This is a genomic window from Nonomuraea sp. NPDC049269 (genome assembly GCF_043197155.1).
In the GTDB taxonomy this organism is placed as follows: domain Bacteria; phylum Actinomycetota; class Actinomycetes; order Streptosporangiales; family Streptosporangiaceae; genus Nonomuraea.
The window spans coordinates 1,895,576-1,917,869 of the sequence record NZ_JBICSO010000001.1 but is presented as its reverse complement, the minus strand read 5'-3'; the positions used below and the strand labels follow the sequence as shown (position 1 = coordinate 1,917,869).

The window sequence follows — 22,294 nt, the reverse complement described above, 5'->3', positions numbered from 1 at the left end:
AGGGGGCGTGATGGGCAACATGAGTATGCAAAGCACCGGACGGGTGTTCTCCGGAGGCATCTGGGAGGAGAGGTACGGCTACGCGAGGGCGGTGGTCGTCGGCGACCGGGTGATCGTGTCAGGGTGCACCGCCACCGTCGACGGCGAGGTACGTCACCACGACGACGCCTACCTGCAGAGCAGGACCGCCATGGACATCGCCCTGGAAGCGGTCGAGATGGGCGGCCTGACCAGGGAAGACGTGGTCATGGTCCGCTACTACGTGGTCGAGCACGGCCACTTCGACCAGGTCGGGCGGGCGATCGGCGAGGTGTTCGGGCGGGTACGCCCCGCCTGCACCGGTGTGCGGGTCGCCGGGCTGGTCGATCCGAAGATGCTGGTCGAGATCGAGATTGAGGCGTTGCGGGCATGACGGTAGCCGTACGGGTGATCCCGTGTCTGGATGTGGACGCGGGGCGCGTGGTCAAGGGCGTCAACTTCGCGAACCTTCGCGACGCGGGCGACCCGGTCGAACTGGCCAGCCGCTATGACGCCGAAGGCGCCGACGAGCTGACCTTCCTCGACATCACCGCCTCGTCGGGCGAGCGCGAGACCATGCTCGACGTGGTGCGCAGGACCGCCGAGCAGGTGTTCATCCCGCTGACCGTGGGAGGTGGCATCCGCACGGTCGACGACGTCAACACGCTGCTGCGCGCGGGAGCCGACAAGGTGTCGCTCAACACCGCCGCGATCGCCAGGCCCGAGCTGCTCACCGAGGCGTCGCGGCGCTTCGGCGCGCAGTGCGTGGTGCTGTCGGTCGACGCGCGCCGGGCGCCGGGCACCCCGAGCGGCTTCGAGGTGACCACGCACGGCGGCCGGCGCGGCACCGGCATCGACGCGGTCGAGTGGGCCGCGCGCGGTGAGGAGCTCGGCGTCGGTGAGATCCTGCTCAACTCGATGGACGGCGACGGCACGCTCGACGGCTACGACCTCGAGATGCTGCGCGCGGTCAGGGCCGCGGTCCGGGTGCCGGTGATCGCCAGCGGCGGCGCCGGGCGGCTGGAGGACTTCCCTCCGGCGGTCGCGGCCGGCGCCGACGCGGTGCTGGCGGCGAGCGTGTTCCACTTCGGGACGCTGAAGATCTCCGAGGTCAAGGACACGCTGCGGATGGCCGGATATCCGGTCCGCTAGAACACCCGCATGTGGTGGAACAGCTCATAGGAGGCGTCCTGGGCCGCGAACGCGGCGGCCTCGGACCGCTTGACGGCCAGGTACGCGCTACGCCGTAGCGGGCCGAGCGCCTCCATGAGCAGTTCGTCGGCCTCCAGGGCGTCGAGCGCCTCGTCCAATGAGGCGGGCAGGCGCCGGTAGCGGCCGGGCCGCGTGTCGGGGTCGACGTCGACGGCCTCGCCCGGGTCCAGCTTGCGGCGGATCCCGTCGAGCCCGGCGTGGATGACCGCGCCGAGCGACAGGTAGGGGTTGGCCGAGGAGTCGGAGGGCTTCAGCTCCAGGTTCGGTTCGCCGCTCTCGCCGAGCGGCGAGCAGATCCGGATCGCGGCCTCCCGGTTGTCGGGGCCGTGGACGGCGTACGCGCTGGCCCAGGTGCGCGGTGCCAGCCGCCGGAAGCTGTTGACGCTGCCGCAGGTCAGCGCGGTCAGGGCGGGCAGGTGCGCGATCAGGCCGCCGATGAAGCACTCCCGCAACTCGCTGTCTTCGGCGAAGACGTTCTGGGTGTCGTTCCAGAGCGACAGGTGCAGGTGGGCGCCGTTGCCCGCCTGGTCGGCCAGCGGTTTGGGGGCCAGCGACGCCCACATCGACATGCGCATCGCCACTCCGCGCACGGTCTCGCGGTAGAGGACGTGGTTGTCGGCGGCGCGCAGCGCGGGCGCGTGCCGTACGGACAGTTCCTGCTGGCCCGGGCCCAGCTCGGGGTGATAGTGCTCGACCCGCAGGCCCTGCGTCTCCAGGGCGTGCATCAGCTTGATCGTGTAGTCGTGGGCGGTGTCGAAGCCGGTGCCGGCGTAGCAGAGAGCGTCGTCGAGCGGCACCAGCCGGTCGAAGCCGCCCGCCGGGTCGGGCAGCCGGCGCCCGAGCGTGAACTCCGGCTCGAAGGCGGCCACCAGCGTGTAGCCCTCGTCCGCCAGTGTCCCGATGGCGTCCTTGAGGAAGGTGCGTGCGCAGGCGTCCCAGGGGGAGCCGTCCGGATTGCGTAGATCGGACAGCATCGCCGCGGCGCCGGGAGCGTGGGGGAGGGGGACGAAGGTGGAGGGGTCGGGGACGATGCGCACCTCGCCCACCGGACCGAGGTGCTCGACTTCCTGCAACTGGTCGAGCATGTTCATCGCCATCATGGCCACCGTGTGCCCGATCCCGGAGTTGAGCCGCTCGGCGAGTCGCGACCGGGATGCCGCCTTCCCACGGATGACGCCTCCGTGGTCGGCGTACAGGAAGCGGATCAGCTCGATCCCCTCGAGCTCGGCGCGTTCGAGGATGCGCCGGACGTGGGGATCAGGCTGATTGATCTTGGTGACGCTCGGACGATCTCTCATTCTGCCTGCGTAACACGATCTGGCATCGTGGGGAAGCGTCTAACGCAGACAGAACCACACGTCAGGTCAACACATTGGTAAAGAAGACGGCCAACTGGTTGGCGCCGTGGACGATCCCGTCGAACACGCCGTTGACCGCGGCTGCGGCCTGGGTCGGCTTGGTGAAAAGGTAGAAGATCACGAACGCTACTGCAACGTACGTGACCACCTTCTTGACCTGCATGGGGGCCTCCTGCAGTCCATTCCCAGCCGTATATACCCGGATCTGGGCGATCCTTGGCATCTTCTATGAAGACGTTCCTTGATCCTAACCGGGGGGCTCGTTTCTCACGCCATGGTAAGGCCAAGAGGTATCGGCCGAGCGCCTACCGAACCCGGAAACCTGGCGTACCGATCACATACCCAGTCTGGCGTTCTTGAGCCGGGCGATGGCGTCGGCATCGCCGGTCAGCTCGACTCTCGCGTGCTCCTGGCGCCCGAAGCAGAACAGCACCAGCTCGCCCGCCCGGCCCGTCACCTCCACCTTCGGGCCCTGGCGCGCGCCGCCCAGCGTGACGCCGCCGCCCAGGCGGTGCAGCACCACGCCCACGGGGGATCTGCGCAGCATCAGCCGGCTGCCGCTGGCGACCCGCTTCCACATGATCTGCTCCAGGTCGGCCGGCAGCTCGCGTGGCTCCCACTCCGGCTGCGCGCGGCGCACGTCCTCGTGGTGGACGAAGTACTCCAGGGTGTTGACGGCGTCGTCGAGGAAGGGGAGCAGGCCGTACACGCCGCCCGGCGTGCGGACCAGGTCGACCAGCTCGGGGTAGGGGTGCTTGGCCTTCAGCCCCTCCTGCACCGAGGCCGTGTAGCCGGCCAGTGGTCTGAGGGCGATGCCGCCCGCGGCGTCGGGCCTGCGCTCGCGCAGGACCAGGTGGGCGGCCAGGTCGGCGGTCTTCCAGCCCTCGCAGAGCGTCGGGGCGTCCGGGCCGAGCCGGTCGAGCAGGTCGCATAGCGCGGCGCGTTCGCTGCGAGCGTGAGTCACCCGCCAACCCTACCCGCGGGAATAACGTGATGATCAGCCGTGATAGTCACATATGTAGAAATAGACGGGGAAAGGAAACTTTACGAGTGGCGAGCAAGGTCACCTCGGCTGTCATGCGTCAAGGGTTGCGCGTCCTTGGGGTGGCCGTTCGCGCGGAGAAGGCGGTGTTCGCCGCGGCCGTCCTGGCCAGCGCGCTGTATGGAGGCATGACCGTGGCCTCCGCCTGGGCGCTCGGCTGGGCCACGCAGAACGTCGTCCTTCCCGCCTTCGACAAGGGCGACGCCACCGCGGGCGCGCTGTGGACCGGGACGCTGCTCATCATGGGCGCCGCGCTGCTCAAGTCGATCGGCGTGGCGGGCCGGCGCATCCTGGCCGGGCTCATGCAGTACCGCATGCAGGCCCGGTCGCGGCGCGCGGTCACCAGGCAGTATCTGCAGTTGCCGCTGTCGTGGCACCACCGGCACCCGACCGGACAGCTGCTGTCCAACGCCAGCGCCGACGCCGAGGCGGCCTGGGCGCCGCTGGCGCCGCTGCCCATGGCCGTCGGCGTGATCGTCATGCTGTTCACCGCGGCGATCGGGATGCTGCTCACCGATCCCATGCTCGCCCTGGTGGGCTTCCTCATCTTCCCGGCGATCGCCGTGCTGAACCTGGTGTACCAGCGCCGGCTGAGCCCGCTCGCCACCCGCGCCCAGCAACTGCGCGCGGAGGTCAGCGAGATCGCCCATGAGAGCTTCGACGGCGCGCTCGTCGTCAAGACCCTGGGCAGGGAGGCGACGGAGACCGAGCGCTTCCGGCGGCGCGCGCACGAGCTGCGCGACGCCAACATCGCGGTCGGCCGGGTACGCGGGCTGTTCGACCCCATGCTGGAGGCGCTGCCCACGCTCGGCGTGCTCGCGGTGCTCGGCGTCGGCGCGCTGCGGCTGTCCACCGCCTCGATCGACTCCGGCGAACTGGTGCAGGTCGCCTACCTGTTCACGCTGCTGTCCTTTCCCATCCGGGCGCTCGGCTGGGTGCTGGCCGAGCTGCCGCGCAGCGTCGTCGGCTGGCAGCGGGTGCAGGCCGTACTGGACGCCGAAGGGTCGATGGAGTACGGCGAGGCCGAGCTGAGCGAGGCCCGGCCCGCCGAGCTGGAGGTGTCGGGCGTCTCCTACGCCTACGGCACGGACGCGGTGCTCCACGACGTCACCTTCGGCGTGCCCGCCGGCCGAACCGTCGCTCTGGTGGGACCGACCGGCTCCGGCAAGTCGACGCTGGTCCAGCTGCTCGTGCGACTGGTCGACCCGGCCTCGGGACAGGTGCTGCTCGACGGCGTCGACGTGCGGCGGCTCGCCTACGGCGCGCTGGCCGGGTCCGTCGCGCTGGTGCCGCAGCAGACCTTCCTGTTCGACGACACCGTACGCGGCAACATCGCGCTCGGCCTGGACGTCGACGACGAGGAGGTGTGGGCGGCGCTGCGCGTGGCCCAGGCCGACGCGTTCGTCGGCAGGCTCGCCTCGGGAATCGACACGCGCGTCGGCGAGCGCGGCACGTCACTGTCCGGCGGCCAGCGCCAGCGGCTCGCGCTGGCCCGCGCGGTCGTCCGCCGCCCGCGCCTGCTCATCCTCGACGACGCGACCTCCAGCGTCGACCCGCAGGTCGAGGCCAAGATCCTGTACGGCCTGCGCGACGCGGCGTCCAGCGTCGTGGTCGTCGCCTACCGGATGGCCACGATCGCCCTGGCCGACGAGATCGTCTACCTGGACCGGGGCCGGGTCGTGGACCGAGGCGGCCACGAGGAGCTGCTGGGGCGCTGCGAGGGCTACCGGAACCTGGTGACCGCCTACGAGCGGGAGGAAGCCGAACGGGCCGCGATCGAGATCGAGATCACCGAGGAAGAGGTCAGCGCATGAGCGTGGAGCAGGGGATCCGCGGCAACGCCGAGCGATCCGCGCTGGCCACGATCCGCCAGGGGTTCTCGCTCACGCCGGAGTTCCGCAGGGGCCTGGCGGGGACGCTGGCGCTGGCCGTCGTCGCCACCGTCGGCAAGATCATCGTGCCGATCGCGGTGCAGCAGACCATCGACACCGGCCTCAAGGGCAGCGCGCCCGACATGCCGTACATCTGGCGGGCCGTCGCCCTGTGCGCCGCCGCCGTGATCCTGACCGCCATCGCCGGATATGTCATGAACGTTCGCCTCTACAAGGCGACCGAGTCCTCACTGGCCACCCTGCGGGTCCGCGGCTTCCGCCACGTGCACGACCTGTCCGTGCTCACCCAGAACACCGAGCGCCGCGGCGCCCTGGTCTCCCGCGTCACCAACGACGTCGACCAGATCAGCACGTTCATGCAGTGGGGCGGGCTGATGATCATCGTGGCGTTCGGCCAGGTGCTCGTGGCCAGCGTGCTGATGTTCGTCTACTCCTGGCAGCTCACGCTGCTGGTCTGGGTCTGCTTCATCCCGCTGGTGATCGCGCTGCCGCGCTTCCAGCGCTGGCTGTCGGGCGCCTACACCACCGTCCGCGAGCGGACCGGCGACATGCTCGCCGCCGTCAGCGAGTCCGTCGTCGGCGCCACCGTCATCAGGGCGTACGCCTCCGAGCGGCGCACCGCCGACCGCATCGACACGGCCGTCGACGCCAACAGGGCCGCGCAGACCAAGGCGCAGACGATCGTCGGGTTCGTGTTCCCGCTGACCGAGATCGTGGCCGCCGTGGCCATCTCCGGGATCGTCCTGCTCGGGGTCCGGCTCGGGCTGTCGGGCGAGATCACGGCCGGGCGGCTGGTGGCGTTCCTGTTCCTGGTCACGCTGTTCGTCTCGCCCCTGCAGACCGCCACCGAGGTGCTGAACGAGGCCCAGAACGCGGTCGCCGGCTGGCGGCGCATCCTCGGCGTCCTCGACACGCCGCCGGACGTGGCCGATCCCGGCGACTCCGGCGTGGAACTGCCGCGCGGCCCGATCTCCGTCGCCTTCGAGGACGTGCACTTCAGCTACCCCGGCGGCGTCCCCGTGCTGCGCGAGGTCACGCTGTCGATCCCGCCGCGCTCGCGCATCGCGATCGTGGGCGAGACCGGCTCCGGCAAGACCACGTTCGCCAAACTGCTCACCCGGCTCATGGACCCGGTCTCGGGCCGCGTCACCGTCGACGGCCACGACCTGCGCGACGTGCGCTTCTCCTCGCTGCGCGAGCGCATCGTGATGGTGCCGCAGGACGGCTTCCTGTTCGACGGCACTCTGGAGCAGAACATCCAGTACGGCCGCCCCGCCGCCACGCGCGAGGAGATCGTGCTGGCCATGACCGAACTCGGCCTGGCCGACTGGCTGGAAGGCCTGCCCGCGGGCCTCGACACCCCGGTCGGCCAGCGCGGCGAGTCGCTCTCGGCGGGCGAACGCCAGCTCGTCGCGCTCGCCCGCGCCTACCTGGCCGACCCCGACCTGCTGCTGCTCGACGAGGCCACCTCGGCGGTCGACCCGGCGACGGAGGTACGGCTGGCGCGGGCGCTGGAAGGCGTCACCCGGGGCCGGACGGCCATCTCGATCGCGCACCGGCTGTCGACGGCCGAGAACGCCAACGAGGTGCTCGTCTTCGACACGGGACGGCTGGTGCAGCGAGGGTCGCACGCCGAACTGGTGACCGAGCCGGGCGTCTACGCCGACCTGCACGCCTCCTGGGTGTCGGCCGCGCACTCGTAGGCTCATTCGCTGCCGGCTTCGCTGCCGGCTTCGCTGCTGGCTTCACTGTCCGCTTCCCTGGCGGCGAACCGTACGCTGGTGCCGCCAGGGCCGGACAGGACCGTGACCTCGTCGCAGAGCAGGCGGGTCAGCCACAACCCCCGCCCGCGCGACTCGTGCCCCGGCGGAGTGCATGAGGCGCCCACCCAGCCCGGCGGCAGGCCGGGCCCCTTGTCGGCCACCTCGCACCACAACCGGTCGTCGTACCGCCACAGCCGCAGCAGCCCGCCGCCCCCGCCGTGCAGCACGGCGTTCGTGGTGATCTCGTTGACCGCCAGCACGAAGTCCTCCAGCCGCTTGCCCGCCAGCCCCTCCTCGGCCGCGTGCTCGGAGACCAGCCTCCGCAGAGCCGTGATCCGCCCTTGCGCGAATCCCGTACACAGCACCTGCCTATACATCGCCGGCCCGGCGGACGGTGACGGCCTCGTCGGCCCTGATCAGCCGCAGCACGCGCGCGACCGTCCCGCGGCACACCACCACCGTGCGGTGGTCCGTCCTGGCCAGCGCCGTCACCGCCAGCAACTGGGCCGACCCGGCGTCGATGAAGTCGAGCGCCGTCGCGTCGATGACCACCTCGGCCGCCACCGCCTCCAACTGCGCCAGCACCGAGGCGAACGCCTGCCTGTTGGTGATGTCGACGTCACCCGACAGCCGCAGCCCTGGCTGCGGGCACAGGTTGGCGAACCGCAGCAGCGCCTGCCCGGGCGCGATCGGATGGATGGCCGCCGCCCGGTTCGCGGCCTCGGCCGAGAACAGCCCGCGATCGTACTGGCACACGGCCGCCAGCCACCGCTCACCGAACAACGCGTTGGCCGCCGCCTCGAACCCCTCCAGCCCCACCGCGTCGTGCACCCCCCACGCCGCGTCGACCAGCGCGTAGACGCCGCGCTGCCCGTGCTCGCGGGCCTGCTCGCCGGCCGCGACCAGCTCACCCAGCAGCCACCGGGGATCGCAGGCTTTGATCTCGACCTGACCGGCCGCCTCCGCCGCCGCCAGCCCCGGCACGAGCGGCGCCAGCCACTCCCGCGTCCGCTCCGGTGTGTCGGTGTGGGTGATGATCACCACTCTGGTGTGGCGACGCAGCCCGTTCACCGTGAACTCCCTGGTCGCCGCCATCCGCTCCCGATCCCCGTGGAACGGCAGACAGACGTGATCTCCCAGGTCGGGATCGAGGACGGAACCCGCGACGTCCACCATGATCGTCCCTCCCTGCCGCGCGTAGCACAGGAAACTACTCCGCCTCGCGTCATCACGTAATGCGTTCTTCACAAAACCCTCGGTAACTCTTCTCGGCTCCGTGTACCTTTTCACGCGGGGGCCCGCTGATGGCGGAGTCATGAGGAGCATGGGCGTGGATGTGCTGGAAATGACGCGACGCCGGCATGGCGAGCGCGTGGTCGTGAGCCTCGCGGGTGAGGTGGATGCGGACAATGTGTCAAAGGTCCGCAAATGCTTCGAAGAGGCGGTCGCGACCCACGGACCGCGTCTGGTCGTCGACTTGAGCAATGTGACCTTCATCGACACGACAGGCCTGGGGGTGCTGGTGCGCCAGCTGGCCACCTTGCGAGACCGCGACGGGACCATGGCGCTGGTGGCCACGGACGGACAGGTGATGAGACGCCTGCGCCGGACCAACATCGCACCGCTGTTCCCGATCTACGAGACGTTGTCGCAGGCACTCGACTAGCTGTACTGACCGTCAGCCGATTCGGGGAGTGACCACTCCGGCTGGTTGAATGACGGCATGTCCCTTGACCCCAAGATCGCCGCGCGGCTCAAGCGCAACGGCGACGGGCTGGTGCCCGCGATCGTCCAGCAGTACGACTCCGGCGAAGTGCTGATGCTCGCCTGGATGGACGACGAGGCGCTGCATCGCACGCTCACCACGGGACGGGCCACGTACTGGTCGCGCAGCCGGGGGGCGTACTGGGTGAAGGGCGATACGTCGGGACACGTGCAGCACGTCAAGGCGGTGTCGCTCGACTGCGACGGTGACACGGTGCTGCTGAAGGTGGATCAGGTGGGGGCGGCCTGCCACACGGGCGACCACACGTGCTTCGACGCCGATCCGCTCGAGGTGACGATCACGCCATGACGGACACCGGACCAGAGCCGGGTGCCGGTCCTGAGCCGGGCATCGGTGCTGAGCTGGGCACGGGTCCTGAGACGGACGCCGCTGTTCGGCGGGGGCGGCGGGAGTTGGTCGGCTGGCTGGTGGGGACGGTGCTCGGGTGTGTGCTGGTTCTGGTCGCCACCGGGCGGGCCTGGGTGACGAATGTCCGGGGCGCAGGGACGGGCGTTGTGGCCGCGCCGACCGGCGGTGACCTCAGTCCGGTGCTGACGCCGCTGGCGCTGGCGGGGCTGGCCGGGGTGGTGGCCGTGCTGGCCACGAAGGGGATCGGCCGCCGGGTGATCGGCGTGCTGCTGGCCCTGTGCGGAGTGGGCGCCGGGCTCGGCGCGTGGCAGGCGGCCGACGGCGGCGGCGTGCTGAGCTGGCTGCGTGAGCGGAACGTCATGCGGGTGACCGGCGCGATCCAGTGGGACGCGGTGGCGTTGTGGCCCGTGGTGTGCGGTCTCGGGGCGGCGCTGATGGTCGCGGGCGGCGTCGTGGCCGTCGTACGAGGTGGCGGTTGGGCTGGCATGTCCGCCCGATACACCCGGGAGCCGCCCCCGCCCACCGACGACCGTTCCCTGTGGGACGCCCTGGACCGCGGCGACGACCCGACTTAGTGCGGGTCGCGGCGGACCACGTCGAGGTAGGCGTTGATCGCGTCACGGTTTCTGGCCAGGCAGCGGATGCGCGCGTCCATCTGGTCGCGCTGCTGTTCGAGGCTCGCGATCAGTTCCGGCGTGGCGTCCGTGACGTGGATCGTGCAGGGATTGTCGAGGCACGGGAGGATCTGCTTGATGATCCTCGTCGGAACGCCGGAGTCGAGCAGGCCGCGGATCTGCGTCACCCGGTCGACGAGCTCCTCCGGATAGTCGCGGTACCCGTTCGCCGCCCGGTTGGGGGAGAGCAGCCCCTGCTCCTCGTAGTAGCGCAGGAGCCGGGTAGGCACGTTCGTACGCTCGGCCAGCTCTCCGATCCTCACCGGAACGACTCCTCCCGACGCGGCTTTCCTTCACACTAGTGTGAAGGTTCGATCATGTCCGCATGACATCTCGGGAATTGACCGCGGCGCCTGCGGCCGCGGGGGCGGTCGCGGCGGCCGGGCGCGCGTCCGCCACGCTGGCCGTGCTGTCGGTGGCGCAGTTCCTCATCGCCCTCGACTACTCGATCATCTATATCGCCCTGCCCAGCATCGCCACCGACCTGCGGCTCGAACCGGCGCTCGCCCAGTGGATCGTGAGCGCCTACGCCGTGCTCTTCGCCGGGTTCCTCGTGGTCGGGGGGCGCCTGTCGGATCGGGTGGGCGCCAAGCGGCTCTTCGTCGTCTCCATCGTGCTGTTCGGCGTCGCCAGCGCGGTGGGCGGGGCGGCAGGTGACGGGACGCTGCTGCTGGCCGCGCGGGGGGTGCAGGGGCTCGGGGCGGCGCTGCTGCAGCCGGCCGTGCTCGGGCTGATCGGGACGACGTTCCCGCCGGGGGCGTCGCGGGCCAGGGCGCTGGCGGTGTGGGGGTCGGTCGGCGCCTCGGGGCTGGCGGTGGGGGCGATACTCGGCGGGCTGCTGACGGCGGCGTCGTGGCGGCTCACGTTCGTCATCAACGTCCCGCTCACGCTGCTGTGCGCGCTGGGAGCGGCCGTCTGGATCGCCTCGGCCCGGCCCGCCACCGGCGACGGCACGCCCGACCGCGTTCCCGTGCTCGCCTCGGTGCTCGGGACAGGCGCCGTGCTCACGTTGGTGCTCGGGCTGACGCTCGGCTCCTCCCAAGGGTGGGGGTCGCCGGCGACCCTCGTCTGCCTCGGCCTTGCGGTGGTGCTGTTCGTCGGGTTCGTACGGAATGAGGGCGTCTCGCCCAACGTCCTCATCGAGCCCGTTCTGCGGCGTACGAGATCGTTGCGTGCCGGGGCGGCGGCGACCGCGCTCTACATGGCGAGTGTCGGGTCGGAGTTCTACCTGCTCACCCTGCTTCTGCAGGAAATGAAGGGATATACGCCGGTACGAGCGGGGTTGGCGTTCCTGCCGCTGGCGATCATGGTGACCGTCGGCAGCACGACGGCGGGACGGGCGGTGCGGAGGTTCGGGGCGGCGAACGTGCTCGTCGCCGGGTTCGCCGTCGCGACCGTGGGTCTGCTCTGGCTCTCCCTGGCGCTGCACGGGGACTCCTACGCCGCCGATCTGCTTCCCGGGCTGCTTCTCAGCGGGTTCGGGCACGGGGTCATCTACACGTCCATGTTCATCATCGGGACCCATGACGTGCCGGCCGCCCATCAGAGCACGGCGGGAGCGCTGCTGACCACGTCGCAGTATCTCTCCGGTGCCGTCACCGTGGCCGTCCTGACGCTCGTTCTGGGCATGTCGCCCGGCCATGGCGACTTCCGTACCGCCTTCCTGCTCACCACCGCGGCGGCGGCTCTCGGCGGCGTGCTGGCGGCGGTGCGCGGCCGATCGAGCGCCTCGGTCCCGGCCTCGGCCGATCCCTCTCTGTCGCGGACTCATCACAAATAATCCACGGTCTGAACCGTTGCCGGACCGCCGGACGTTTTGTCAATAAGCTTCCTCTGCAACGGGTCAAGAGGGGACGAGGAGCCACGGGCATGAGCTACGGGGACGAGGGCAACAGCGGGGGTTACGGCGCGTCGCCGCCCGGCGGGGGCTACGGCCAGCCTCCCGGATACGGCCAGCAACCCCCGAGCGGTTATGGCCAGCAGCCGCCCAGCGGCTCCTATGGCTGGCAGGGTGGTTACGGCCAGCAGCCATCCGGTGAATACGGGTACGGCCAGCAGTCCGGCTACGGCTATGGTCAGCAGCCGCCGGGCGCCTACGGGCAACCCGGCTACGGCGCGTACGGGGCTCCGCCGAGGTCCACCAGCGGGCTGGCCATCACCTCGCTCGTGCTGGGCATCGTCGGCCTGCTGTTCTGCGGCCTGACCAGCATCCCCGGCGCCGTCGTCGGCCACATGGCGCTCAGCCGCATCAAGCGCACCGGTGAGGAAGGCCAGGGCATGGCCATGGGCGGCCTGATCACCTCGTACATCACGATCGTGCTCTGGGTGATCCTTTGGATCTTCTTCGGCGGCATGTGGCTCGCTTTGGTGGGGCTCTCGACCGCCGCCACGGCCGGGAACTACTGACCGGCAGGACTTTCAGTCCGGTCACAAATTGTCCGCAACGTGGACGTTATTCCACGTCGTTAGCGGTTTGTCGCTAGGCTGCCGCGCGCAACTCGCCACAGAATGACCACATGAGGAGCAATTAGCATGAGCTACGGAAACCAGGGCGACGGCGGTTACGGCGCCCAGCCGCCCGGCGGCGGTTACGGTCAGCAGCCGCCGAGTGGCGGTGGCGGTTACGGTCAGCAGCCGCCCGCCGGCGGTGGCTATGGCCAGCAGCCGCCCAGCGGTGGTGGTGGTTACGGTCAGCAGCCCCCGAGTGGCGGTGGCGGTTACGGTCAGCAGCCGCCCAGTGGCGGTGGCGGCTATGGTCAGCAGCCCCCGAGCGGCGGCGGCTACGGCCAGCAGCCTCCCGGCTACGGCCCGCCCCCCGGTGGCGGCTACGGCCAGCCCGGCGGCTACGGCGCGCCGCAGACCCCGCCGGACAACCACCTGGTCGCGGCCATCCTCACGACGCTGTTCTGCTGCCTCCCCTTCGGTATCGTGTCGATTGTCAAGTCGTCACAGGTGAACTCGAAGTGGCAGGCCGGCGACTACCAGGGCGCCGTCCAGTCCTCGGAAGAGGCCAAGACATGGTGGAAGCGCGCGCTGATCTTCGGCGCGATCATCAACATCCTCATCGTCATCGGCTACATCCTGCTGTTCGTGATCGTCGCCGCGAACGCGCCGTCCTCCGGATACTGATGGGCACCGCGAACATCGAGCGGCGCGGCACCGACCGGCTCAGGTCCGTGCTCGCGCCGCTCGGCGTCGCCGCCGCGGCGGGGGCGGTGTTCGCGGTCGTCGGCACGATCGACCCCAACCAGCCGGGCCACTATCCGACCTGCCCGTTCCTGTGGGCCACCGGCCTGTACTGCCCGGGCTGCGGTACGTTGCGCACCATCCACGCGCTGGCCCACCTCGACCCGGTGACCGCGCTGGGCCTCAACCCGCTCGCCATGGTGATGATCCCCTTCCTGCTGTTCTGGTGGGGGCGCTGGCTGGTCCGCGCCTGGCAGGGAAGGCCGCGACGGACGACACTCGCGCATCCCGCTTGGCTTTGGGCGTTTCTCGGCATAGTGCTGGTGTACTGGGTGGTCCGAAACCTGCCATTCGGGGCGTTCCTCGCGCCGTAGTCGGGGGTCTGTGGTGAGGTGACCGGTGCGGGGCCGATACCATCGCAGGACAGGCCGGGAGCGGACGCGATGCGAACTCTCTGCCGCCCCCAACTGCCGACCGGAGGGACCCCAAGCGCGTGAGTGAGCGGACCGAAGGGCCGAGCGTCCTCGACGACATCCTCGACGGGGTGCGCGCCGACCTCGCCACCCGCCAGCAGGCCGTGTCGCTTGACGAGCTCAAGCGGCGGGCCGACCGGGCTGCCGCGCCCAAAGACGCGATCGCCGCGCTCGGCGGCGACCGGATCTCGGTGATCGCCGAGGTCAAGCGCTCCAGCCCGTCCAAGGGCGCGCTGGCCGCGATCGCCGACCCGGCCGCGCTGGCCGCCGACTACGAGGCGGGCGGCGCCCACGTCATCAGCGTGCTGACCGAGCGGCGCAAGTTCGGCGGCAGCCTCGAGGACCTGGCCGCGGTCCGTGCCCGCGTCGACATCCCGATCCTGCGCAAGGACTTCATCCTCACCTCCTACCAGCTCTGGGAGGCCAGGGCCCACGGCGCCGACCTGGCGCTGCTGATGGTGGTCTGCCTGGAGCAGGAGGCCCTGGTGTCGCTGATCGAGCGGGCCGAGTCCATCGGGCTCACCCCGCTGGTCGAGGTGCACACCGAGGAGGAGCTGGAGCGGGCGGTCGCGGCGGGTGCCCGGATCATCGGGATCAACGCCCGCAATTTGAAGACACTTGAGGTCGACCGCGACGTGTTCGCCAAGCTGGCGCCCAAGGTCCCCGATAATGTGATCAAGATCGCGGAGTCGGGCGTTCGAGGTCCGCATGACCTGCTCGCCTACGCGCGGGTCGGCGCCGACGCCGTCCTGGTGGGCGAGAGCCTGGTCACCGGCAAGGATCCACGCAAGGCCGTGGAGGCGCTGGTGACCGCCGGCGCTCACCCCGCGACGCGCCCCGACCACGGAGCAGAGGGATAGCAGTGGCAAACGACGGCACCATCCTCACCGCCGCCGACCTGGCGGGTAACGGCGCCTACGGCAACGACCCCGACGTGCACGGCAAGTTCGGCATCTTCGGCGGGCGCTACGTTCCCGAGGCGCTCATCCCGGCCCTCGACGAGGTCGCCGCGGTCTACGAGAAGGCCAAGAACGACGCCTCGTTCCTGCGCGAGTTCGATCACCTGCTGCGTACGTACGCGGGCCGGCCGACCACGCTGACCGAGGTGCCGCGCTTCGCCGAGCAGGCCGGCGGCGCGCGGATCATCCTCAAGCGCGAGGACCTCACGCACACCGGCGCCCACAAGATCAACAACGTGCTCGGCCAGGCGCTGCTGACCAAGCGGCTCGGCAAGAAGCGAGTGATCGCCGAGACCGGCGCGGGCCAGCACGGCGTGGCCACGGCCACGGCGGCGGCCCTGCTCGGCCTGGAGTGCGTCATCTACATGGGCGAGGTCGACTGCGAGCGCCAGGCGCTCAACGTGGCCAGGATGAAGCTGCTCGGCGCCACGGTGGTGCCGGTGAGCAACGGCTCCCAGACGCTCAAGGACGCCATCAACGAGGCGTTCCGCGACTGGGTCACCAACGTCGACACCACCCACTACCTGTTCGGCACCGTCGCGGGCCCGCACCCGTTCCCCGAGATCGTGCGCGACTTCGCGCGCATCATCGGCGTCGAGGCCCGCCGTCAGATGCTGGAGCTGACCGGCAAGCTGCCCGACGCGGTCTGCGCCTGCGTCGGTGGCGGCAGCAACGCGATCGGCATCTTCCACGCCTTCATCGGCGACGAGGGCGTCCAGTTGCACGGCTACGAGGCGGCCGGCCACGGCCTGGCGAGCGGCGAGCACGCGCTCACGCTCACCGCCGGCTCGGTCGGCGTGCTGCACGGCTCGCGCACCTACGTCCTGCAGGACGAGGAGGGTCAGACGATCGAGTCGCACTCGATCTCGGCCGGCCTCGACTACCCGGGCGTCGGGCCCGAGCACGCCTGGCTCAAGGACAGCGGGCGGGCGGCCTACCACGGGGTCACCGACGACCAGGCGATGGCGGCGTTCTCGCTGCTGGCCAGGACAGAGGGCATCATTCCGGCCATCGAGTCGTCCCACGCCCTGGCGGGCGCGCTGGAGCTCGGCCGTGAGCTGGGGCCCGAGGCGACCATCCTGGTCAACCTCTCGGGGCGCGGCGACAAGGACATGGGCACGGCGATGAAGTACTTCAACCTCTGACGGCCCGGGGTTCGCGCCGCACCGGCTCCGGGAGATGCCCGAGCACAGCGGCCGATGGCACCATGGCAAGGACGGCGGCGATGCGGCCCTCGACCACTGAGAACGGACGATCATGACTACTCTTCAGACGGTTTTCGCCACGGCGAAGGCGGCGAACCGGGCCGCGCTCGTCGGCTACCTGCCCGCGGGCTTCCCGTCCAAGGAGGGCGCCGTCGCCGCGGCCGCCGCCCTGGTCGAGGCCGGCTGCGACGTGATCGAGATCGGCCTGCCCTACTCCGACCCGCTCATGGACGGGCCGACCATCCAGGACGCCGTGCACCGGTCGCTGCTCAACGGCACCCGGATCGCCGACGTCATGCGGACGGTCGAGGGGGTCGCCGCCACCGGCGCGGCCACGCTGGTCATGACCTACTGGAACCCGATCGACCGCTACGGTGCCGAGCGGTTCGCGCGTGACCTGGCCAACGCGGGCGGCGTCGGCACGATCACGCCCGACCTGACGCCGGAGGAGTCGGAGCCGTGGCGGGCGGCCTCGGCCGCGGCGGGCATCGACACCGTGTTCCTGGTGGCGCCCAGCTCCACCGAGGCGCGCATCAAGGCCGTCGTCGACTGCTGCACCGGGTTCGTCTACGCGGCCTCGCTGATGGGCGTCACGGGCGCCAGGGAGACCGTCAACGTGGCGGCCGAGGACCTGGTCAAGCGCACCCGCGCGCACACCGCGCTGCCGGTGTGCGTGGGCCTGGGCGTCGGCACCGGCAAGCAGGCGGCCGAGGTGGCCGGCTACGCCGACGGCGTCATCGTGGGATCGGCGTTCATCCGCCGGATGCTCGACGCTCCCGACGAGGCCGCGGGCCGCGAGTCGATCGCCGTGCTGGCTCGCGAGATGGCCGAAGGCGTCCGTTCCCGCGCCTAACTGTTTCTGTCAATTCCCGCGACTCGTAACCGGACAAGTGTCAGTATTTCTGGCGTCGGTCCATGGCGCGTGTCGCGGCGGCGGGTGTGGGTATCGGGGCCACACCCAGTGCGACGCATACCTTTGAAGGGACATATATGCGTCGACGTCCTGTTGGTTTCGCGGCCGCCCTCGCCTTATCGGCGATCACCCTGACAGCCCCGGCGCAGGCCGCCCCCGCGCAGGCCACCCCTGTACAGGGCAGCCCCACCCCGGCGCCCGAGCCCACGCCCACCTACGAGCTGCCCTCGCCGGATCAGTCGCCCACCGGCCCCACGCCCCCGCCCCCCACGCAGCAGAACCTGGCTCCCGAGCCCACCACCGTGGCCGAGCCGCTCACGATCTCCTCCGGGCAACTGGCCGTCGAGCTCGACCCGGCCTTCCCGAGGATCCTGCGTTACACCGACAAGGCGAGCGGCGCCGTGCTCGACGGCAGCACCGCGGTGCCCGCCGTGGTGCTGAACGGCACGCCGTACCAGGCCACGGTCGCCCTGCGCGGCACCGACGGCGCCTCGGCCCGCTACCGGCTGACCGTCGAGGCGGGGGTCACGCTGGACGCCAGCATCCGCGTCAAGGGCCGGGTGACGACCTTCGCGATCGACGCGGTCACCGACACCGAGGCGTTCCGGGTCAACACGATCGACCTGCCGGGCCACGACCTGGTGTCGGTGTCGAGCGACCAGCCGGGCGCCGCGACCGCGTTCACCAGGCTCGACCCCAACTCCACCCGTACGGCCGACGTCTTCGCCGCCGTCACCCCGCGGACCGCGCCCGACGCCGCCCCGATCGGCGCCTCGTACGCCATCGTCAACACCGGCTCCCTGGCCGCCGCCGTCGAGTCGAACTCCACCTACGACCGCCCCTCAGGCGTCACCGACAAGGACGCGGCCCGTTTCTGGCATCAGGCCAGGCAGGAGGACGGCGGCCGGGTCAGGGTGGGCGTGTGGAGCGGCCAGTGGACCTACCGGGGCACCGGCGCGCCCTACACCGAAGACCTGCCGTGGGCCAAGGTCGTGGTCACCCCCGACGCCAACGGCGACGGCGCCCTCGACTGGCAGGACGGGGCGGTCGCGTTCAGGAGCATCGGCGTCAAGGCGCCCGGCGCGGACCAGACCAAGGACCGGGTGATCGCGCACATCCCGTTCAACTTCTCCAGCCAGGCCACCCACCCGTTCCTGCGCACGCTCGACGACGTCAAGCGGATCTCGCTGGCCACCGACGGCCTGGGCCAGCTCGCCCTGCTCAAGGGCTACCAGTCGGAGGGCCACGACTCGGCCCACCCCGACTACGGCGGCAACTACAACAAGCGCGCCGGCGGCCTGGCCGACCTCAACACCCTGCTCAAAACCGGGAAAGACTGGAACGCCACCTTCGGGGTGCACGTCAACGCCACCGAGTCCTACCCCGAGGCCAAGAGCTTCAGCGAGCAGCTCGTCAACAAGGACACCAAGGGCTGGAACTGGCTCGACCAGTCGTACCTGATCGACCAGCGTGGCGACCTGACCAGGGGCACCCTCGCCAAGCGGTTCCGGCAGCTGCGCGCCGAGGCCGACAGGAACCTGACCGTCCTGTACGTGGACGTGTACCGCCCGCACGGCTGGGTCGCCGACCGCCTGCTCACCGAGCTGCGCGGGCAAGGCTGGCAGGTGGCCACCGAATGGGCCGACAAGCTGGAGCGCTCGTCGCTCTGGTCACACTGGGCCAACGACCTCAACTACGGCGGAGCCACCAACAAGGGACTGAACTCGCAGATCATCCGGTTCATCCGCAACGGTGAGAAGGACGTCTGGAACGCCCATCCCATTCTCGGGAACGCCCGGATCGTGGAGTTCGAGGGCTGGACCGCGGAGAACGACTTCACCGCCTTCTACCGCAACATCTGGGAGTACAACCTGCCGGCCAAGTTCCTGCAGCACTACCAGATCACCGACTGGAACGCCGACGAGATCGTCTTCACCGGCGGTGTGAGCGGCAGGTTGGCAGACGGCAGGCGCCAGTTGTTCGCGGGCGGTCACAAGGTGCTCGACGGCGGCACGTACCTGCTGCCGTGGGAGGGCAAGTACTACCACTACAACCTGGCCGGCGGCACCACCACCTGGGACGCCACCCGGCCGCTGACCGTTTACAAGCTCACCGACCAGGGCCGGGTCCGGGTGGGCGTCGCCACCCCGGCCGACGGCAAGATCACCCTGCGGGCCGAGGCGGGCGTGCCGTACGTGCTCTACCCCGGCAGGGCGCCCGCCCAGGCCGCGCCCCGGTGGGGCGAGGGGAGCGGCGTCCGCGATCCCGGCTTCAACGGCGACGGCCTGCGCGACTGGCAGGTCACCGGCCCGGTGAGCATCCAGAAGAACGAGCTCGGCCAGCGCGTGGCCCTGCTCGGCGGCGGCCCGCAGGCCCGGCTGGAGCAGCGGCTGACCGGCCTCCAGCCTGGACACGCCTACACCGCCTCGGCCTTCGTCGAGGTCGAACCCGGGCGAGCCAGGCAGACCACCCTGGAGGCCGGCGGTCAGAAGGTGACGATCCAGCGCTCGACGGCGAAGAACTACATCGCCTCGGACGAGAAGCACGACACCTACTTCCAGCGCGTCAAGGTCGCTTTCATCGCCCCGCGCGACTCCGTCACGCTGCGGATCACGGCCGCCGCAGGTGAGGCGAAGGTCCGGGTGGACGACGTACGGCTCCTCAAGAGCGACCCGGCGGGTGAGACCGAGACGTTCGAGTCGGCCGAGCCGGGGTGGGGCCCGTTCGTCAAGGGTGACGCCGGGGGCGCGTTCGACGCCCGTACGCACCTGTCGGAGCGGCATGATCCGTACACGCGGGCGGGCTGGAACGGCAAGAGCGTCGACGACGTGATCAGCGGCGACTGGTCGCTCAAGGCGCACGAGGAGCGCCAGGGGCTGGTCTACCGGACCGTGCCGCAGACCGTCCGGTTCGAGCCTGGACACGCCTACGAGGTGTCGTTCGGCTACCAGAGCGCCCTGGCCGGCGCCTACGCCTGGGTGACCGGCTACGACAAGGGCGGCGCCAGTGTCGAGACCCGGCGGACACCGGTGCCCGAGCGGCGGACCACCGGCAGGTTCGCCGAGCGGGTGGTCGCGGGCTGCGGCGAGGCCTGGGTCGGGCTCCGCTCACTGCTGCCCGAGCAGGCCGGGGCCGACTTCGTCCTCGACGACTTCGCCGTCAAGGACCTCGGTGCCGATCCCGAGGCCCAGGCGTGCGGGTCGCTGGACGTGGTGCCCGCCTCACCCGCCTTCGAGCAGGGGGCGGCCTCCGAGGTCACCACGACGTTCGTCAACCTGGAGGACGTGACGGCCCAGGACGTCAAGGTGACGCTGGGCGTACCCGAGGGATGGGACGTCACCGGGAACGGGACCGGCACCGTGGAGCCCGGCGGCAAGCTGGTGACCACCTGGAAGGTGACGCCGCCCGCGGACGCGCCCTACGCCACCTACGAGCTGAAGGCCCGTGCCGTCTACACCGCGGCGGGAGCCGCCAAGTCGCTCGACGCGGTGGCGACGGTGCGTACGCTGCCGCCGCCGCCCACCGCGGACGCCTGGGCGAGCGACCTGGAGTGGGTCAGCGCCGCCAACGGCTGGGGGCCGGTCGAACGCGATCGCTCCAACGGCGACCTCGGCGCGGCCGACGGCACGCCGATCGTGATCGGCGGCCAGACGTTCGCCAAGGGGCTGGGCACGCACGCGCCCGCCGACGTCCGTTACTACCTCGGAGGCCGGTGTACGGCCTTCACAGCCTCCGTCGGCGTGGACGACGTCCAGGCCACCAGGGGCTCCGTGGAGTACAGCGTGGTCGCCGACGGGGTGATCAAGGCACACAGCCCAGTGCTGCGCGCCGCCGACCCGGCCTACGAACTGACCGCCGACCTCACCGGCGCCCGCTACGTGGACCTCGTGGCGGGCGACGCCGGTGACGGCAACGGCAATGACCATGCGGACTGGGGAGCCGCCAGGCTGACCTGCGAGTAACGTCGGTTTAGTGAGCATCGCGTACGCCTGGAGTACGCGAAAACTGTCTTAACCGAGTCTTATCCCGGGCGTGGTCAGATGAGTTCCCGGTACTGTGCGCTTTCCAGCGCAGAGAAAGAGGAGCCCTAGTCGTGGTCGCGTCGCAACCGTCACGTAACGTCCGCTCAGCGGTACCCTGGGTGACGACCGTCGCCCGGCTGGTCCTGGGCGGGGTGCTGATCGCGGCCGGATGGCTGAAGATCGGCAATCCGTCCGACTCCGTCGTGGCGGTCAAGGCTTACCAACTGCTGCCCGACTCGCTCGCCACGACCGTGGGCTACGGCCTGCCGATCCTGGAGATCGTGGTCGGGGTGCTGCTGGTCGTGGGCCTGATGACCAGGGTGGCCGGGGTGGTCGGCGCGCTGCTCATGTTCGCCTTCGTCTTCGGCATCGCCTGGGCGTGGGCGCACGGCCTGCGGATCGACTGCGGCTGCTTCGGCGGCGGCGGCCAGCTGGGGGCGGGACAGCAGCCGGCCTACCTGCTCGACATCCTGCGCGACTTCGGTCTTGTGGTGCTCGGCGCCTGGACCGTGCGCTTCGCGCCGGGGCACTTCGCGCTCGACTCGGCTCTCGGGCTGGCGGGCGGCGAGCGCGTTGATGGACAAGACGTTGACGGACAGGACGTTCATGGGCGAGGCGTTCACGGACAGGACGTTCTCGGCCAGGAGGAGATGGGCTGATGATGAGCAAGGGGGAGCGCGTGATGAGCAAGGGGGAGCGCGCGAAGTCCGCGCGGGAGAAGATCAGAGCGCAGCAGGCCGCCGAGCGCGCGCGGGAGCAGCGCAAACGCGTCGTCACCTACATGACCGTGGGCGTGGTCGCGGTGGCGGCGGTCGGTCTCGGCGCCTGGTACGCCGCCAGCAAGTCGCAGGCCGAGCTGGCCGGAGACACGGCGCCGACCACCGTGCAGTCCGACGGCTCGGTCGTCATGGCCAAGAGCGGGGTCGCCAAGCCGGTGATCGACATCTACGAGGACTTCCAGTGTCCGGCCTGCAAGCAGATGGAGGAGGTGAGCGGCAGCACGTTCAGGAACCTCGCGGCTGAGGGCCTGGCCAAGGTCGTCTACCACCCCATCACCATCTTCAGCACCGAGCCGACGAAGGGCAACTCCGTGCGCGCCGGCGCCGCGGCCCGCTGCCTGACCGACGGCAAGCAGTGGCTCGCCTTCCACGACCTGCTCTACAAGAACCAGCCCAGCGAGACGGTCGAGGGCTTCAAGACCGACCAGATGGTGACCTGGGCCAAGTCGGCCGGGGCGACGGCGGCGGGCATCGACACCTGCATCACCGGCCAGAAGAACGCCCAGGCCCAGCTCGACTACAGCGCCAAGGTCAACAAGGAGCAGAAGCTGCAGGGCACGCCGACCGTCAAGTTGAACGGCACGGCCATGGACAACAACGTCGTCTTCACACCAAAGGATCTTCGCGATGCGGTCACGAAGGCGGCCAAGTAGTCCCGCTTCCG

At 70.4% G+C, this 22,294-nt stretch carries 23 protein-coding genes; 17 read left to right on the top strand and 6 right to left on the bottom strand.

Going from position 1 to position 22,294, the window contains the following annotated elements:
* The first annotated feature begins 19 nt into the window (after positions 1–19).
* Both ACGFNP_RS08880 and hisF read left to right on the top strand, forming a co-directional pair.
* Complete coding sequence (locus ACGFNP_RS08880) at positions 20–412, top strand: Rid family hydrolase (protein WP_358318590.1); 393 nt, start codon at positions 20–22, stop codon at positions 410–412.
* Positions 409–1,170: an imidazole glycerol phosphate synthase subunit HisF gene (gene hisF / locus ACGFNP_RS08875; RefSeq protein ID WP_393316379.1), complete on the top strand. Its 762-nt coding sequence runs from the start codon at positions 409–411 to the stop codon at positions 1,168–1,170. Before ACGFNP_RS08880 ends, hisF begins: the two co-directional genes overlap by 4 nt.
* Here the strand turns inward: hisF and ACGFNP_RS08870 are convergent.
* The 3 genes from ACGFNP_RS08870 to ACGFNP_RS08860 form a co-directional block, all read right to left on the bottom strand.
* The gene (locus tag ACGFNP_RS08870) at positions 1,167–2,528 is read right to left on the bottom strand and encodes a glutamine synthetase family protein (RefSeq protein WP_358318592.1); all 1,362 of its coding nucleotides are present in this window, start codon (positions 2,526–2,528) and stop codon (positions 1,167–1,169) included. The genes hisF and ACGFNP_RS08870 overlap by 4 nt on opposite strands.
* 61 nt (positions 2,529–2,589) lie before the next feature.
* Positions 2,590–2,751: a hypothetical protein gene (locus tag ACGFNP_RS08865; protein ID WP_358318593.1), complete on the bottom strand. Its 162-nt coding sequence runs from the start codon at positions 2,749–2,751 to the stop codon at positions 2,590–2,592.
* 171 nt (positions 2,752–2,922) lie between these two features.
* Positions 2,923–3,552, bottom strand: coding sequence for a TIGR03085 family metal-binding protein (locus tag ACGFNP_RS08860; protein ID WP_358318594.1), 630 nt, complete (start codon positions 3,550–3,552; stop codon positions 2,923–2,925).
* Positions 3,553–3,665: 113 nt separating this feature from the next.
* Between ACGFNP_RS08860 and ACGFNP_RS08855 the strand changes: the two genes are divergently transcribed.
* The gene (locus tag ACGFNP_RS08855) at positions 3,666–5,444 is read left to right on the top strand and encodes an ABC transporter ATP-binding protein (protein ID WP_393316632.1); all 1,779 of its coding nucleotides are present in this window, start codon (positions 3,666–3,668) and stop codon (positions 5,442–5,444) included.
* Positions 5,441–7,225, top strand: coding sequence for an ABC transporter ATP-binding protein (locus ACGFNP_RS08850; protein WP_393316374.1), 1,785 nt, complete (start codon positions 5,441–5,443; stop codon positions 7,223–7,225). Before ACGFNP_RS08855 ends, ACGFNP_RS08850 begins: the two co-directional genes overlap by 4 nt.
* A gap of 2 nt (positions 7,226–7,227) precedes the next feature.
* On the opposite strand, the gene ACGFNP_RS08845 is transcribed toward ACGFNP_RS08850, so the two are convergent.
* Both ACGFNP_RS08845 and ACGFNP_RS08840 read right to left on the bottom strand, forming a co-directional pair.
* Positions 7,228–7,662 carry an ATP-binding protein gene (locus ACGFNP_RS08845; protein ID WP_393316371.1) on the bottom strand — a complete coding sequence of 145 codons (435 nt, stop codon included), beginning with the start codon at positions 7,660–7,662 and terminating at the stop codon, positions 7,228–7,230.
* Positions 7,655–8,461, bottom strand: coding sequence for an MEDS domain-containing protein (locus ACGFNP_RS08840; protein ID WP_358318597.1), 807 nt, complete (start codon positions 8,459–8,461; stop codon positions 7,655–7,657). The genes ACGFNP_RS08845 and ACGFNP_RS08840 overlap by 8 nt, the downstream gene beginning before the upstream one ends.
* Positions 8,462–8,615: 154 nt before the next feature.
* Between ACGFNP_RS08840 and ACGFNP_RS08835 the strand changes: the two genes are divergently transcribed.
* The 3 genes from ACGFNP_RS08835 to ACGFNP_RS08825 are packed head-to-tail and all read left to right on the top strand — an operon-like array spanning position 8,616 to position 9,994.
* A complete protein-coding gene (locus ACGFNP_RS08835) occupies positions 8,616–8,951 on the top strand; it encodes an STAS domain-containing protein (RefSeq protein ID WP_393316368.1) in 336 nt (111 codons plus the stop codon).
* A gap of 57 nt (positions 8,952–9,008) precedes the next feature.
* On the top strand, positions 9,009–9,359 hold the full coding sequence (gene hisI, locus ACGFNP_RS08830) for a phosphoribosyl-AMP cyclohydrolase (protein ID WP_219533640.1): 351 nt from the start codon (positions 9,009–9,011) through the stop codon (positions 9,357–9,359).
* Entirely contained in the window at positions 9,356–9,994 is a 639-nt protein-coding gene (locus ACGFNP_RS08825) for a Trp biosynthesis-associated membrane protein (RefSeq protein ID WP_393316365.1), read from the top strand. The genes hisI and ACGFNP_RS08825 overlap by 4 nt, the downstream gene beginning before the upstream one ends.
* Here ACGFNP_RS08825 and ACGFNP_RS08820 read toward each other — a convergent pair.
* The gene (locus tag ACGFNP_RS08820) at positions 9,991–10,356 is read right to left on the bottom strand and encodes a MerR family transcriptional regulator (protein ID WP_393316362.1); all 366 of its coding nucleotides are present in this window, start codon (positions 10,354–10,356) and stop codon (positions 9,991–9,993) included. The genes ACGFNP_RS08825 and ACGFNP_RS08820 overlap by 4 nt on opposite strands.
* Positions 10,357–10,418: 62 nt before the next feature.
* Between ACGFNP_RS08820 and ACGFNP_RS08815 the strand changes: the two genes are divergently transcribed.
* The 10 genes from ACGFNP_RS08815 (at position 10,419) to ACGFNP_RS08770 (ending at position 22,283) form a co-directional block, all read left to right on the top strand.
* A complete protein-coding gene (locus tag ACGFNP_RS08815; RefSeq protein ID WP_393316359.1) occupies positions 10,419–11,873 on the top strand; it encodes an MFS transporter in 1,455 nt (484 codons plus the stop codon).
* Positions 11,874–11,962: 89 nt separating this feature from the next.
* Positions 11,963–12,499 carry a DUF4190 domain-containing protein gene (locus ACGFNP_RS08810; protein ID WP_393316356.1) on the top strand — a complete coding sequence of 179 codons (537 nt, stop codon included), beginning with the start codon at positions 11,963–11,965 and terminating at the stop codon, positions 12,497–12,499.
* 126 nt (positions 12,500–12,625) lie between these two features.
* The gene (locus ACGFNP_RS08805) at positions 12,626–13,222 is read left to right on the top strand and encodes a CD225/dispanin family protein (protein ID WP_358318604.1); all 597 of its coding nucleotides are present in this window, start codon (positions 12,626–12,628) and stop codon (positions 13,220–13,222) included.
* Positions 13,222–13,653 carry a DUF2752 domain-containing protein gene (locus tag ACGFNP_RS08800; protein ID WP_358318605.1) on the top strand — a complete coding sequence of 144 codons (432 nt, stop codon included), beginning with the start codon at positions 13,222–13,224 and terminating at the stop codon, positions 13,651–13,653. Before ACGFNP_RS08805 ends, ACGFNP_RS08800 begins: the two co-directional genes overlap by 1 nt.
* Positions 13,654–13,772: 119 nt before the next feature.
* Positions 13,773–14,612: an indole-3-glycerol phosphate synthase TrpC gene (gene trpC, locus ACGFNP_RS08795; protein WP_358318606.1), complete on the top strand. Its 840-nt coding sequence runs from the start codon at positions 13,773–13,775 to the stop codon at positions 14,610–14,612.
* A gap of 38 nt (positions 14,613–14,650) precedes the next feature.
* Positions 14,651–15,856, top strand: a complete 1,206-nt coding sequence (gene trpB / locus ACGFNP_RS08790) for a tryptophan synthase subunit beta (RefSeq protein ID WP_358319182.1) — start codon at positions 14,651–14,653, stop codon at positions 15,854–15,856.
* A gap of 112 nt (positions 15,857–15,968) precedes the next feature.
* Entirely contained in the window at positions 15,969–16,769 is an 801-nt protein-coding gene (trpA, locus tag ACGFNP_RS08785; protein WP_214637618.1) for a tryptophan synthase subunit alpha, read from the top strand.
* Between the two features lie 137 nt (positions 16,770–16,906).
* On the top strand, positions 16,907–20,791 hold the full coding sequence (locus ACGFNP_RS08780; protein ID WP_393316352.1) for an endo-alpha-N-acetylgalactosaminidase family protein: 3,885 nt from the start codon (positions 16,907–16,909) through the stop codon (positions 20,789–20,791).
* 179 nt (positions 20,792–20,970) lie between these two features.
* Positions 20,971–21,510, top strand: coding sequence for a MauE/DoxX family redox-associated membrane protein (locus ACGFNP_RS08775; RefSeq protein ID WP_358318608.1), 540 nt, complete (start codon positions 20,971–20,973; stop codon positions 21,508–21,510).
* A complete protein-coding gene (locus tag ACGFNP_RS08770) occupies positions 21,510–22,283 on the top strand; it encodes a DsbA family protein (protein WP_393316349.1) in 774 nt (257 codons plus the stop codon). The genes ACGFNP_RS08775 and ACGFNP_RS08770 overlap by 1 nt, the downstream gene beginning before the upstream one ends.
* Positions 22,284–22,294 lie beyond the last annotated feature (11 nt).

Bases quoted from the DNA above. Each gene is read 5' to 3' on its own strand.
- ACGFNP_RS08880 (WP_358318590.1), top strand. From the start codon at position 20: ATGAGTATGCAAAGCACCGGACGGGTGTTCTCCGGAGGCATCTGGGAG.
- hisF (WP_393316379.1), top strand. From the start codon at position 409: ATGACGGTAGCCGTACGGGTGATCCCGTGTCTGGATGTGGACGCGGGG.
- ACGFNP_RS08870 (WP_358318592.1), bottom strand. From the start codon at position 2,528: ATGAGAGATCGTCCGAGCGTCACCAAGATCAATCAGCCTGATCCCCAC.
- ACGFNP_RS08865 (WP_358318593.1), bottom strand. From the start codon at position 2,751: ATGCAGGTCAAGAAGGTGGTCACGTACGTTGCAGTAGCGTTCGTGATC.
- ACGFNP_RS08855 (WP_393316632.1), top strand. From the start codon at position 3,666: ATGCGTCAAGGGTTGCGCGTCCTTGGGGTGGCCGTTCGCGCGGAGAAG.
- ACGFNP_RS08850 (WP_393316374.1), top strand. From the start codon at position 5,441: ATGAGCGTGGAGCAGGGGATCCGCGGCAACGCCGAGCGATCCGCGCTG.
- ACGFNP_RS08845 (WP_393316371.1), bottom strand. From the start codon at position 7,662: ATGTATAGGCAGGTGCTGTGTACGGGATTCGCGCAAGGGCGGATCACG.
- ACGFNP_RS08840 (WP_358318597.1), bottom strand. From the start codon at position 8,461: ATGGTGGACGTCGCGGGTTCCGTCCTCGATCCCGACCTGGGAGATCAC.
- hisI (WP_219533640.1), top strand. From the start codon at position 9,009: ATGTCCCTTGACCCCAAGATCGCCGCGCGGCTCAAGCGCAACGGCGAC.
- ACGFNP_RS08825 (WP_393316365.1), top strand. From the start codon at position 9,356: ATGACGGACACCGGACCAGAGCCGGGTGCCGGTCCTGAGCCGGGCATC.
- ACGFNP_RS08815 (WP_393316359.1), top strand. From the start codon at position 10,419: ATGACATCTCGGGAATTGACCGCGGCGCCTGCGGCCGCGGGGGCGGTC.
- ACGFNP_RS08810 (WP_393316356.1), top strand. From the start codon at position 11,963: ATGAGCTACGGGGACGAGGGCAACAGCGGGGGTTACGGCGCGTCGCCG.
- ACGFNP_RS08805 (WP_358318604.1), top strand. From the start codon at position 12,626: ATGAGCTACGGAAACCAGGGCGACGGCGGTTACGGCGCCCAGCCGCCC.
- ACGFNP_RS08800 (WP_358318605.1), top strand. From the start codon at position 13,222: ATGGGCACCGCGAACATCGAGCGGCGCGGCACCGACCGGCTCAGGTCC.
- trpA (WP_214637618.1), top strand. From the start codon at position 15,969: ATGACTACTCTTCAGACGGTTTTCGCCACGGCGAAGGCGGCGAACCGG.
- ACGFNP_RS08780 (WP_393316352.1), top strand. From the start codon at position 16,907: ATGCGTCGACGTCCTGTTGGTTTCGCGGCCGCCCTCGCCTTATCGGCG.
- ACGFNP_RS08770 (WP_393316349.1), top strand. From the start codon at position 21,510: ATGATGAGCAAGGGGGAGCGCGTGATGAGCAAGGGGGAGCGCGCGAAG.